Annotated in this window: 11 protein-coding genes, 1 tRNA gene and 1 pseudogene; 5 read left to right on the top strand and 8 right to left on the bottom strand. The window is 74.2% G+C overall.

The features are described from left to right. The first annotated feature begins 103 nt into the window (after positions 1-103). The 3 genes from EMA09_RS26955 to EMA09_RS26945 all read left to right on the top strand — a co-directional run bounded on the left by EMA09_RS26955 (position 104) and on the right by EMA09_RS26945 (position 2,388). Complete coding sequence (locus EMA09_RS26955) at positions 104-772, top strand: peptidoglycan recognition family protein (protein ID WP_129843559.1); 669 nt, start codon at positions 104-106, stop codon at positions 770-772. A gap of 125 nt (positions 773-897) precedes the next feature. After that, entirely contained in the window at positions 898-1,608 is a 711-nt protein-coding gene (locus EMA09_RS26950) for a hypothetical protein (protein WP_129843558.1), read from the top strand. A 9-nt stretch (positions 1,609-1,617) separates the two neighbouring features. Further along, positions 1,618-2,388 carry a DUF4239 domain-containing protein gene (locus EMA09_RS26945; protein WP_129843557.1) on the top strand — a complete coding sequence of 257 codons (771 nt, stop codon included), beginning with the start codon at positions 1,618-1,620 and terminating at the stop codon, positions 2,386-2,388. 15 nt (positions 2,389-2,403) lie between these two features. On the opposite strand, the gene EMA09_RS26940 is transcribed toward EMA09_RS26945, so the two are convergent. From EMA09_RS26940 to EMA09_RS26910, 7 genes are all read right to left on the bottom strand, one after another. Then, entirely contained in the window at positions 2,404-3,429 is a 1,026-nt protein-coding gene (locus EMA09_RS26940; RefSeq protein WP_240796591.1) for an MsnO8 family LLM class oxidoreductase, read from the bottom strand. Continuing rightward, positions 3,426-4,112 carry an ATP-binding cassette domain-containing protein gene (locus EMA09_RS26935; protein ID WP_129843555.1) on the bottom strand — a complete coding sequence of 229 codons (687 nt, stop codon included), beginning with the start codon at positions 4,110-4,112 and terminating at the stop codon, positions 3,426-3,428. Before EMA09_RS26935 ends, EMA09_RS26940 begins: the two co-directional genes overlap by 4 nt. Then, positions 4,105-5,025 carry an ABC transporter ATP-binding protein gene (locus EMA09_RS26930; protein WP_129844321.1) on the bottom strand — a complete coding sequence of 307 codons (921 nt, stop codon included), beginning with the start codon at positions 5,023-5,025 and terminating at the stop codon, positions 4,105-4,107. Before EMA09_RS26930 ends, EMA09_RS26935 begins: the two co-directional genes overlap by 8 nt. 41 nt (positions 5,026-5,066) lie before the next feature. Next, complete coding sequence (locus tag EMA09_RS26925) at positions 5,067-5,942, bottom strand: ABC transporter permease (protein WP_129843554.1); 876 nt, start codon at positions 5,940-5,942, stop codon at positions 5,067-5,069. A 5-nt stretch (positions 5,943-5,947) separates the two neighbouring features. Beyond that, entirely contained in the window at positions 5,948-6,946 is a 999-nt protein-coding gene (locus tag EMA09_RS26920; protein ID WP_129843553.1) for an ABC transporter permease, read from the bottom strand. Beyond that, positions 6,943-8,532: an ABC transporter substrate-binding protein gene (locus tag EMA09_RS26915; protein ID WP_129843552.1), complete on the bottom strand. Its 1,590-nt coding sequence runs from the start codon at positions 8,530-8,532 to the stop codon at positions 6,943-6,945. Before EMA09_RS26915 ends, EMA09_RS26920 begins: the two co-directional genes overlap by 4 nt. A gap of 134 nt (positions 8,533-8,666) precedes the next feature. Beyond that, complete coding sequence (locus EMA09_RS26910) at positions 8,667-9,653, bottom strand: acetylxylan esterase (RefSeq protein ID WP_129843551.1); 987 nt, start codon at positions 9,651-9,653, stop codon at positions 8,667-8,669. Between the two features lie 109 nt (positions 9,654-9,762). Here EMA09_RS26910 and EMA09_RS26905 point away from each other — a divergent pair, with 109 nt between their 5' ends. Both EMA09_RS26905 and EMA09_RS26900 read left to right on the top strand, forming a co-directional pair. Further along, on the top strand, positions 9,763-11,190 hold the full coding sequence (locus EMA09_RS26905) for a lipase maturation factor family protein (protein ID WP_129843550.1): 1,428 nt from the start codon (positions 9,763-9,765) through the stop codon (positions 11,188-11,190). A gap of 76 nt (positions 11,191-11,266) precedes the next feature. Continuing rightward, positions 11,267-11,340: transfer RNA gene (locus EMA09_RS26900), tRNA-Pro, on the top strand. A 93-nt stretch (positions 11,341-11,433) separates the two neighbouring features. Here EMA09_RS26900 and EMA09_RS29190 read toward each other — a convergent pair. After that, positions 11,434-11,951, bottom strand: a pseudogene (locus tag EMA09_RS29190) (LacI family transcriptional regulator); the annotation flags it as partial. Between the last annotated feature and the right edge of the window lie 229 nt (positions 11,952-12,180).

The raw sequence follows: 12,180 nt of genomic DNA, 5'->3' as shown, positions 1-12,180 counted from the left end.
ACCCCACAGGTCGGGCCAATGACGGAACGCCACGCCCCCTTGGCAGCAGGTGTGCCGGGCCGTCAGCATGGGCCGATCGGCCGTCACGCCCCCGGGAGTCCCCATGCCCCAGCGCTCCGGTTCCGTCCCGTCCAGCCGCCCGTCCCGCCGCGCCCTGCTGCGCGGTGGCGCGGCCGCCGCAGCGGCAGGCACCGCTCTGGCCGTGGCGGCCGGGCACGCGCTGGCCGGCCAGCGCGGTGGCCGCGCCGACGGCGGGGCGGAGGCGCCCGTCGGCACCCTGGACTACCCGTGGTCGGAGTGGGTCCCCGCCTCCCCCTCCAACTACACGGTGGCGAACCGGCCCGCGGCCTACCCCATCGAGTACGTCGTGATCCACGTCGCGCAGGAGACGTTCGCCGACACGCTCGCGATCTTCTCCGACCCGTCCGCCGAGGTGTCGTCGCACTACGTCGTCGCCTCGGACGACGGCCGGGTCGCGCAGTGCGTGGAGGAGAAGAACATCGCCTGGCACGCGGGCAACTGGTCGTACAACACCCGCAGCGTCGGCATCGAGCACGAGGGCTGGGTGGACGAGCCGCGGTGGTTCACGGACGCCCTGTACGAGGGTTCCGCACGCCTGACGGCCCATCTGTGCTCGACCTACGGCATCCCCGTGACGCGGGCACACATCATCGGCCACAACGAGGTCCCCGGCGCGACGCACACGGACCCCGGTCCGCTGTGGGACTGGGACCGGTACATCGCCCTCGTGCAGGCAGCCGACCCCTCGTGACCGGCCCGGCGCGGCACATGCGCCCCCGGCCTCCGCGACACGCGGGCGGAGCGCTTTTCATCACATCGGGCTAATAATCACCCATCCGGCCCCGCAGCGCGCCGGCGGCCCGCAGCATCTCCCCCGTGAAGAACTGGCAGCGCATGCGCCGCACCGGCGCCCGGGCCGTGTGCGCGCTCCTCCTCGCCGCCGGTGCCGGCGGGGCGGGCGCGGTCGCCCACGACGGCGACGGCGACGGGCGGGGCGGTGAGCACCGGCACGGCCGGGGAGCGTGGGTCTGCACCTGCGAGGTCGTGGCCGCCGCGTGGGACGGCGGGGCGTACGTCGCCGTCACGCCCGCGCACGCCCACTGCCCGCCGTGGGGGCACTGGCCATGGCCACCGCAGCCCTGGCCGCCCGAACCGTGCCCGCCGCCCGAGCCCTCGCCCACCCCGACGCCCTCCCCCACCCCTTCGCCCACCCCGTCACCGACTCCCGAGCCGACGCCGTCGCCATCACCGACACCCCCGGCCGAGCCGTCACCGGAGCCCGTCCCCGCGCCGCCCGCTCCCGAGCCGACGCCCACCCCGCCGGCGCCCGCGCCGGAACCGGAGCCGGAGCCGAGCGAGCCGCCGCCCGCCCCGCCCGAACCCGAGCCGAGCGAACCGCCGCCCACCGAACCGGCACTGCCGCTCACCGCCGGGCTCGCCGCCCCGCCACCGCGCGAGACCCCCGACACCGGGGGATCCCTCGTCAGCCGCACGCTCCTGGTCGTCGCCCCGGCCGTGCTCGCGGCAGCCACCCTGCGCCCCCGCGCCCGCGGCGGCGCGCCCTCGTCCCGTTCCCGTGCCCACTAGGAGACCGCGGTGTCCGACTGGCTCGCCCTGACCGTCATCATCGTCGCGACGTGCGGCGTCGTCCTGTTCGCCGTCGTCCTGCGCCAGCGCAGGGCCGGCGCCGACGACGACCCCTCGCAGACCCCCGACGTCATCGAGTACATGACGATGATGCTGGGCGTCGTCTACGCCATCGTCCTCGGCCTCGCCATCGCGGGCGTGTGGGAGGCCCGCGGCGAGGCCGAGGAGTGGGTCCGTCAGGAGGCCCAGGCCCTCCACGAGATGGACGAGCGCGCCGACGTCTTCCCCCCGGACGTGCGCGACGCCATCCGCGCCGACATCCACGCGTACGTCTCCCACGCCACCGGCGAGGAGTGGACCGTGCTGCGCGACGAGGGCTCGCTCACCGAGGAGGGCGACCGCCTGCTCGACGCGCTGCGTGCGACCGTCACCGGTCGCGAGCCGGAGACGGTCCGCGAGGTCGAGTCGTACCAGGGCCTGGTGGACCAGGCGGCGGCCGTGGACGAGGCGCGGGCCGGCCGGCTGTCGAGTGCCGAGCCGACGATGCCGGTCGAGGTCTGGATCGGCCTCCTCACCGGCGCGGTGGTCGTCGTCGGGATGATCTTCGCGCTGCAGATCCAGCGGTCGGCGCGGGAGCTCGCGCTCGCGGGGCTGTTCAGCGCGATGATCGCGTTCCTGCTGTTCCTCGTGTGGCACTTCGACGCGCCGTACGCCCGGGCCATCTCGGACGCGACCGAACCGTTCGCCGCCTTCTTCCCCGGCATCGCGGGGTCGTCCTGACGCCCTGGCGGAGTGTCAGCGCGCGGCGGTGAGGCCCGCCGCGCGCGCGACACGGCGCACGGTGTCCAGGCGGTCGCGCGGCTCGAAGGCGGAGAGCGTGAGGAGGATCTCGTCGGCCCCCGTGCGGCCGGCGAGACCGGCGAGGACCCCGGCCATCCGCCGCTCGTCGCCGCGGAGGGCGCCCGCCCGCGCCTCCTCGTAGTACCGGCGCTCCCGGTCGGTCATGGCGCGGGCGAGGATCTCGCCGGGCGGCTCCAGCGGCGGAAACACTCCGAGCGTCCGCGACCGCGCCGTGGCCCACGCCTCGGGCACCTGCCGCAGCGCCGCCTCCTCGTCGCTCGCGGCGACGGCGGCGTTCACCGCGACGACGACGTAGGGCCGCTCGCCGTGGGCACCGGGCACGAAGGCGGCCCGGTAGCGGTCGATCGCCGCGAGCGTCCGGCTCTCGTCGGCCATCCGCGCGATCACGAGCGGCAGCCCCCGTGCCGCCGCGATGTCCGCGCCCGAGCCCGTGGCCAGGACGAACGGCGGCACCCGCAGCCCTTCGGCGGGCAGCGCGCGCACGGATCCGCCGCCCGTGAAGTACCCGAGCAGTTCGTCGATCAGCTCCCCGAACCGCTCGGCCTCCTCCCTGCCCGCCCCGAGGGCGTCGCGCACGGCGCCGACGAAGCCGACCGACCGGCCGAGGCCCATGTCGATCCGGCCGGGGAAGAGGGACTCCAGCACGCCGAACTGTTCCGCCACGACGAGCGGTCGGTGGTTCGGCAGCATCACGCCGCCCGTCCCCACCCGGATGCGCCCCGTGGCCGACGCGACGGCCGCCGCGAGCACGGTCGGCGCGGACCCGGCGATGCCCGGCACACCATGGTGCTCGGCCACCCAGAACCGGTGCAGCCCGAGGGCCTCCACCTCCCGCGCCAGGGCGACGGTCTCCCGCAGCACGCCGGCCGGCGTGCTGCCCCGCCGGATCAGGGCACGGTCGAGGACCGACCAGCGCACCGACCGCAGGACACCGGCGACTTCTCCGTCTTCTCCGCTCACGTCCGGGCCAACAAGGCCGCCTCCCGGGAATTCCCGGTGTCGTCCCATTCACACACCCGGTCGCACCAGCGGGTGAGCAGGACCCGGTCGTGCCCCACGGCGAGCAGGGCGGCCCCGTGCTCGGCCCGGTACTCCTCCACGAGGGCGACGAGCGCGGCCGTCGTCGAGGCGTCCAGCATGGCGGTCATCTCGTCGCAGATCAGCAGCCTGGGGCGGAGCAGCAGGGCACGGGCGAGGCACGCGCGCTGGAGCTGCCCGTCGCTGACCTCGTGCGGGCGGCGGCGCAGCAGGTCGCCGCCGAGCCCGACCGCCTCGGCGAGGCTTGCCGCGCGGCCGGCCAGCTCCCGGTGCCGGCCGGTGGCCCGCGCCGGTTCGGCGATCAGGTCGCCCAGGGAAAGCCGGGGATCGGCGGCGAGCCGCGGCTGCTGGAAGACGACACCGACGGCCGTGCGCAGGCGGCGTGGGGCGCGGTGGCGGAAGCCGGTCACCGTCTCGCCGCCGAGCCGGACCGTCCCGGCCGTCGGGCGGTGCAGGAGGGCGGCGACCCGCGCCAGGGTCGACTTGCCGCAGCCGCTCGGGCCGAGCAGCCCGACGGCCTCCCCGTCCGCCACGGTCAGCGACCGGTCGCTGACCACGGGGACGCCACGGTCGTAGCCGGCGGTGATGCCGGTCAGCTCAAGCATCGGCGGACTCCTGGACGTGGTGGCAGGCGACGCCGTCCGCGAGCGGCGGCAGGTCCGCGCACGCGGCGTCCGCGCGGGGGCAGCGTGCGGCGAACGCGCAGCCGGCGGGCAGGGCGTCGAGTTCGGGCGGCAGGCCGGGGATGGGGGTGAAGCCCCGCTCCGGCAGTGCGTCGAGCAGGCCCGCGGCGTACGGGTGGCGCGGCCCGGGGGCGCCGAAGAACGCGGGGGCGGACGCGAGTTCGACGATGCGGCCGGCGTACATCACGGCCACGCGGTCGGCGATCCGTTCGGCCGCCGCGAGGTCGTGCGTGATGACGAGGAGGCCGCGGCCCTCGTCCGCGTGCCGGCGCAGGGCGGCGACGGTGTGCGCGACGAGGTCGCGGTCGAGTCCGGTGGTCGGCTCGTCGGCGATGAGCAGCGGGGCATCCCCGACGAGGGCGAGGGCCGTGGCCGCGCGCTGGGCGAGCCCGCCCGACAGTTCGTGCGGGTGGCGGTCGAGGTGGTCGGCGGGGAACTTGGCACGCTCGGCGGCGCGCGCCACCGCGCCGGGCAGCTCGGCCCGGGACGCGCCGGTGAGTTCCCGCACGGTCTCGGTCAGGTGCGAGCGCACGGTGCGGACGGGGGTGAGGTGGGCGGCCGGGCTCTGCGGGACGAGCCCGATGCGCCGGCCGCGCACCGCCTTGGCGAGGGTCCGCTCGCCGGCCGTGAGCAGGTCGGTCTCCGGCTCACCGGCCCGCGTGCCCGCCAGGACGGCGCTGCCGCGGAGCTGGGCGTTGGCCGGCAGGAGCCCGAGGAGGGCGCCCGTGAGGACGGACTTGCCGCAGCCGCTCTCGCCGACGAGCGCGAGGCACTCCCCCGCCGCGAGGTCGAAGGAGACGTCCTGGACGGCGGTGATGTGGCGGCCGCGCGGCATGCGGAAGCGGACGGACAGGCCGCGTACGGACAGCAGGGGGGTCACAGGACCAGCTCCGATCGGCGGCGCGGGTTGATCCGTTCGCGCCACGCGCCGGCCAGCCCGGCGATGGCGAGTGTCGGTATGACGATGAACAGGCCGGGGAAGAGCGTCGGCCACCAGTCGCCCGCGGCGAGCGCGCCCCGGGCACTGTTGATCATCGTGCCGAGGCTGGCCTGGTGCGCGGGGATGCCGAGGCCGAGGAACGACAGCGACGACTCGTGCCACAGGGCGTGCGGCACCATGAGGACGGCCGCCAGCCCGGCCTGCGGGAGCACGGCGGGCAGCAGGTGCCGCAGGACGACGCGCCGGCGGCCGGCGCCGCCGGAGATGGCGGCGTCGATGTACGGGCGCGACCGCAGCGACAACACCTCAGCGCGGACGATGCGTGCCGTGGACACCCAGTGCGTGAGCCCCACCGACGCGACGACGGGCCAGATACCGGGCCTGAACATGGCGACGATGAAGATGCCCATCAGCAGGTGCGGCACAGCGGTGAAGGTGTCGACCAGACGCATCAGGAACCGGTCCGTACGCCCGCCGACCGCACCGGCGACGCACCCGATGAGGATGCCGAGGACGGCCGCGACGAGGGCCGCGACCAGGCCCACGAGGAGGGAGACCCGCAGCCCGTAGACGCTGCGCAGCAGCAGGTCGCGGCCCACGTCGTCGGTACCGAAGAGGTGCTCGCCCGACGGCGGCAGGAGGCGGGCCGTGAGGTCGACGGCCTGCTGGTCGACGGGGAAGAGCAGCGGTACGAGCACGACGGCGGCCACGGCGGCCGCCACCAGGACGGCGGAGACCGTGACCCGCACGGTCCGGGTCCCGCGCCGCGCCGCGGTCGGTGTGTGCCAGGGGGCTTCGGTGGTGATGGCCATGGGATTCACATCTCGTCGTGGCTGACGCGGGGGTCCGCGAGGCCGTAGAGCAGGTCCGCCAGCAGGTTGCCGGCGAGGACGGCGAGGGCGGAGAGCACGGTGAGCGACGCCAGCAGCGGGAAGTCGGCGGACGTGGCGGCCCGCACGATGGCCAAGGCGATACCGGGCCAGCTGAAGACGGTCTCCACCAGCAGGGCGCCCGTGATGAGTTCCGGCACACGGGTGCCGACCAGGGTCAGCACGGGCAGCAGGCCGGAGCGGAGGGCGTGCCCGAGGAGGACGGTCCGTTCGCTCAGCCCGCGGGACCGCGCGCCCCGCACCGGGTCCTCGCGCATGGCGTCCGACACGCCCTGGCGGACGTACAGGATGAACCACGGCAGTTGCGAGACGGACAGGACGGCTGCGGGCAGCACGAGGTGGCTCAGGACACCGCCCGCCGTGACGGTGTCGCTGCCGGCGTCGGTGAGGCCGCCCGCCGGCAGGACGTCGAGCCGCAGGGCGAACAGCCACATCGCGAGCAGCGCGAGCCAGAACGCGGGCGCCGCCTGCAGGGCGTACGCGAGCGAGCTGACCACCCGGTCGAGCATGCGGCCGGGGCGGCGGGCGGCGGCCACCCCGAGCGCGGTGCCGAGCAGCACCGACACGACGAACGCCACGGAGCACAGCAGCGCCGACCAGCCGATGCGCTCGCCGATGACCTGGGCGACGGGCTGCCGCAGGGACAGCGAGTCGCCCAGGTCTCCGGTGACGGCGGACCTGAACCAGGCCCACCACTGCTCGGCGAAGCTGCCGTCCGCGCCGAGGTTCTCCCGCAGGGCGTCCAGCGTCTCCTGCGAGGCGCCGACGCCGCCGTCCCCCACGTACTGCCGTACGGGGTCGAACGGCGACGCCGCCGCCACGGCGAACATGCCGAGCGTCACCAGGACGAGCACCGGCACGGCCGCCAGCAGGCGGCGGCCGGCCAGCCGTGCCATGGCCGCCCAGGGCAGGCGGCCGGCGGTCATCCGCGGACCTGCCAGTCCTCGACGTTCCACCACGGGCCGTGCCCGAGGCCGTGGTCGTGGGGCTCCGGCTGGGTCGTCACACCGTCCCAGCGGTCGGCCATGACGTACACGTGGTCGATGTGGGTGAGGAAGGTGTAGCCGGGGTCGTCCACGAGCGCGTGCTGCACCGTGTCGTACGCCTCGGCGCGGGCGTCCTGGTCGGCGGTGCGGCGGGCCAGGTCGAGCTGCTCGTCCACGGCGGGGTTGTCGTAGTGGCCCATGTTGTTCCAGCCGTCGCCGGCGAGGCTCGAGTGGAGCAGGCCGTACAGCTCGAAGTCCGGGTCGCCCGGGTTGCCGCCGCCGGAGAGGACGGCGTCCTCGGCGAGGTGGTCGTCGATGACCTCCCACGAGGCCGACTCCACCGTGATGTCGACGCCGATCTCCTTGGCGTCCGTGGCGTAGGCGAGGGCGTGGTCCTGGCGCAGCCGGTCGCCGGCCGGGTACCAGAGCGTGAACTCGGCGCGCTGCCCGTCCTTGGCGCGGACGCCGTCGTCGCCCTCGGTCCAGCCGGCCTCGTCGAGGATGGCGCGCGCGGCGTCGGGGTCGTAGGCACGCTCGGTGCCCTCGGTGAACCAGGGGCTGGTGGTCGGCACCGGTCCGTAGGCGGGCCGTCCCGCGCCCTGGAGGATGCTGTCGACCATGAGTTCGCGGTTCACGGCGACGTCGAGGGCGCGGCGGACGGCGTTGTCCCCGGTGACGGGGTTGCCGGTGGGGAGGGTGACGGCGCGGAAGTCGGCGCTCTGCGCGGCGAGCGTCGTCATGCCGTCCTCGTCCGCGAACGTGTCGGCGAGGGCGGGCGGCAGCACGGCGGCGTCGAGGTCGCCGGAGCGCAGCCGTGTCGCGCGTACGTCGTCGTCGGGGACGATCGCCATGGTGAGGCGCTCGACCTCGGGGGCGCCGTCCCAGTAGTCGGGGTTGGCGCGCAGGCTGATGCGCTCGCCGGGTGTCCAGCCGGTGACGACGTACGGGCCGGTGCCGACGGGCTCGGTGTTGTAGGGGCCGGTGTTCACGTCCTGGCCGCCCGCGGCGTCGGCGGACGCGATGGGGAGGACGGTGCGCTCGGCGAACGGCGTGTAGGGGTAGGCGAGGTCGAAGACGACGGTGTGCTCGTCCTCGGCGTGGACGCCGTCGAGGGCGTCGAGCTCGTCCTTGTAGGGGTTGTTGGTGCCCTCGTCGAGGATCGTCTCGTAGGTGAAGACGACGTCGTCGGCCGTGAAAGGCGTGCCGTCGCTGAACTCCACGTCCTCGCGCAGCCGGTACGTGTAGGTGAGGCCGTCGTCGCTGACCTCGGGGAGTTCGGTCGCGAGAGCGGGCTGGAGCGCGAGGTCCTGGTCGTGGCGCAGGAGGCCGTCGAAGATCTTGGAGTTGCCGTCCTTGCCGTAACCGAGGAGCGGGCTGAGGGTTTCGGGCTCGTTGGCTATGCCGATGACCAGCGAGTCCTGGCCGGCGGAACCTTCGTCGTCCCCGTCGGACGGGGCGGAGCAGGCGGCGGCTGCGAGCAGCGCGGTCGCGGTGGCGAGCGCGGTCCGGAGCGTCCTGACCGTCATGGATACCTCTACTGTAGGCCGAACGTTATTGCGAATCGCTCGCAATTAAACAGTAAAGGCTTCGTATCGGACACCCCGCCCCGGTGACGGGGGCGTTCCCGGGAGCTGTACGCCCCGCGAACGCCCCGCCCGCCTCACGCGCCCGCGTGGCCCCGCAGCCCGCGCGCCGCGAGCCAGTCGAGCTGCTCGCGCGCCTGCGAGGCCCGGCCGCCCGAGTGGTCCCCGAACTGCCAGACGGTGATCGCCTTCTCGCCCGCGTACCGGTTGTACGCCGCGTACACGGTGGACGGCGGGCACACCGGGTCCATCAGCGCGACGCTGAACAGCGCCGGCGCGCTCGCGCGGGCGGCGAAGTGCTGGCCGTCGAAGTAGTTCAGCGTGCGGAACAGGCGGTCGGGGTCGTCCCGCTTGTGCCAGCCGAGATAGCGCACCAGCTCCACGTACGGGCCGTCCGACGCCGTGTCGGCGCCGCGCCGGTAGTGGCACAGGAACGGCACGTCGATCAGCGCGCCGGCCACCGCGTCCCCGACGAGCCCGGCCGTCGCCAGCGCGAGCCCGCCGCCCTGGCTCCCGCCGGACACGACGATCCGCGACGCGTCGACGGCCGGGTGCTCGCGCAGCACGTCCACGGCCCGCACGCAGTCCGCCATGACACGCCGGTAGTAGTGGTCGCCGGGGCTCTCTATGCCCTGCGTCATCAGGCCCTCGACCCACTGGGACGTCGGCCGCCCGTCGGGGTCGGGCGTGTCGTGGCCCTGCGCGCGGGTGTCCACGACGAAGTGGGCGTAGCCGGCGCTGGCCCACAGCAGGTGCTCGTGCGGCAGGCCGCGGCCGCAGGAGTAGCCGAGGTAGGTGATGACGGCGGGGAGCGGCTGCGTGGCGCCGCGCGGCAGGACGAGCCAGCCGGCTATCGGGTGCCCGCCCCAGCCGGGGAACCGCACGTCGTACACGTCGACCGTCACCAGCGGGGTGTCCGTCACGGGGAGGAACACGGCCGGCGCGCCGTCGGCGGCGCGCGCCGCGGCGAGGGTCCCCGTCCAGAACTCCTCGAAGTCGTCCGGCGCGGCCACGTCGGGACGGTAGTCCCGCAGGTCCTCGAGGGGCATGTCGGTCAGCGGCATACGTTCCGCCCTTTCGTTGAAGTGCCGCCGGAAAGCTACGTCGCCGCCGCGCGGCCGGTCAACGCCTGTTCAGCGGGCTGCGCGCCCCGCCCGGTGGTACGGATGGGGCATGGACTGGATCGCCTCCCCCGACGCGTGGCTCAGCCGGCTCGTCCTCCAGCGCGGCCTGGCCGTCATCTACCTGATGGCGTTCCTCTCGACGGCGCGCGAGTTCACGGTGCTGGCGGGCGAGCACGGCCTGACACCGGCGCCGGCCCTGGCGCGCCGGGTCCCGTTCCGCAGGGCGCCGAGCCTGTTCCGCGTGGTGCGGTACACGGACCGCTCACTGCTGGTCGTGGCCTGGACGGGCGCCGCCTTCTCACTGGCCCTCGCGGCCGGGCTGGGGGACGTCGTACCGCTCTGGACGTCGATGCTGCTGTGGGCCGTGCCGTGGGCGCTGTACCTGTCCATCGTGAACATCGGCGGCATCTGGTACGCGTTCGGCTGGGAGTCACTGCTGCTGGAGGCGGGGTTCCTCGCGATCTTCCTCGGCAACGACACGATCGCGCCGCCGACGTTCGGCCTCTACCTGATGATCTGGCTGGCGTTCCGCGTCGAACTGGGCGCCGGCCTGATCAAGTGGCGCGGCGACCACTGCTGGCGGAGGCTGACGTGCCTCTCGTACCACCACGAGACGCAGCCGATGCCAGGACCGCTGAGCTGGTTCTTCCACCGGCTGCCCGGGCCGCTGCACCGCGTGGAGGCGGCGGCGAACCACGTGAGCCAGCTCCTCGTCCCGTTCGGCCTGCTGCTCCCCCAGCCGATCGCGTCGTGGGCGGCGGTCGTGGTCGTCGTGACACAGCTCTGGCTCGTCCTCTCGGGGAACTTCGCGTGGCTCAACTGGGCAACGATGCTGCTGGCCGTCGCGGCCATCCACCCGGCGCGCCTGCCGCTCCTCCCCGACCCGCCTCCCGCGCGGCCTGACGCACCGGTGTGGTTCACCGTCGTGCTGTGGGCGGTGACGGCGCTGGTGGCCGTCCTGAGCTACTGGCCGGTCCGCAACATGCTCTCGTCCCGCCAGTCGATGAACCGCGCGTACAACGGCCTGCACCTGGTCAACACCTACGGGGCCTTCGGCTCGGTCACGCGCGTACGGCACGAGATCGTCCTGGAAGGCACCCGCGACCCGGACCCGGGCGAGGGCGCGCGCTGGGAGGCGTACGAGTTCCACGGCAAGCCGGGGGATGTACGGCGGCTGCCGCGGCAGTTCGCCCCGTTCCACCTGCGCCTGGACTGGCTGATGTGGTTCGCGGCGCTGACCCCGTCACTGCCGCGCGCGTGGATGGGCGACCTGATCCAGCGCCTCCTGGCGGGCGACCGGGCGACACTGCGCCTGCTGCGGAAGAACCCGTTCCCGGACACACCGCCGGCGTACATCCGCGCCAGGGTGTACCGCTACCGCTACTCGACGTGGCGGGAACTGCGGACGACACGCGCATGGTGGCAGCGCACGGCACTCGACGACCAGATCCCCCCGACCCCTGCGACCAGCGGCTGAGCGAGCACCCCCACGAATGCGGTATGGTTCTGCTGCGCGAACGGCAAGGGGCCGAACCCCCGAGCCGGACAAGCACCGGGACGTGGCGCAGTTTGGTAGCGCACTTGACTGGGGGTCAAGGGGTCGTGGGTTCAAATCCCGCCGTCCCGACGGGTAACGAGCAGGTGAGAAGCCCTCTCCGCAAGGAGGGGGCTTCTTTTATTGGGTCCAGTGACGCTTCTGGGTCCCATCTGGGTCCTGGGGTCAGGCCCGGGTCCGCAGCAGCGCGTCGAGGACCGGGACCGGAGACGACGGGTGCATCGCGCGCCGGGCGTCGAGTGACGCCTCCCACAGCTCAGTGAGACCGCGCACGAGCGCGCCCCTCATCGAGTCCGTCACGTGCGCGTAGTCGGCCGACACCGACGTGTCGATGTGCCCCATCCGCTCGTCCATCAGCACCTTCGGTGTGCCGATCTCCTCCATCACCGTCCGGTGGCCGTGCCGCAGCCCGTGGCGCGTCAGCCCATGCCGGATCGGCGTCCAGCACGCGGTGGCCGCGCCTCGGCTCCACGACCGCGCGCCGGCACACCGGGCCACGGTTCCCCCAGGACCGGCACGAGGCGCCGCGGCTGCGGCGCCTTCGGCGGGTACCAGCCCGTCGCCGTCGGCGTGAAGATCCACGTCGCGAAGCCACTGCGGCGCCAGTGGGCAGCCCGCTCGTTGCCCTGCCCGCTGCGGACTTACCCGAGCTTCGCGGCGGCCCGCAGTTCTGACCTGGCCTTGCAGGCCCCGGTGAACCCCGCCGTCCGACACACCGGCCGCATCCCGCAAGACCTGGAAGTCGTCGACGGTGCTGCGGATGTCCTCCGCGAAGGCCCGAGGCGAGGGCCGCCGCCGAGACGTCGGAGCAGACGGTGTCTCGCCCTGATGAGACCAGGGCCGAGGGCGGGGCTGATCCAGCGACGCACTGGTGACGCGAGCAAGAACGCAGCGGCCTCCGGAACCGTTGCG

Origin of the sequence: Streptomyces sp. RFCAC02 (assembly GCF_004193175.1) — a bacterium.
In the GTDB taxonomy this organism is placed as follows: Bacteria; Actinomycetota; Actinomycetes; order Streptomycetales; family Streptomycetaceae; genus Streptomyces.
This window is presented reverse-complemented; position numbering and strand designations above follow the sequence as displayed.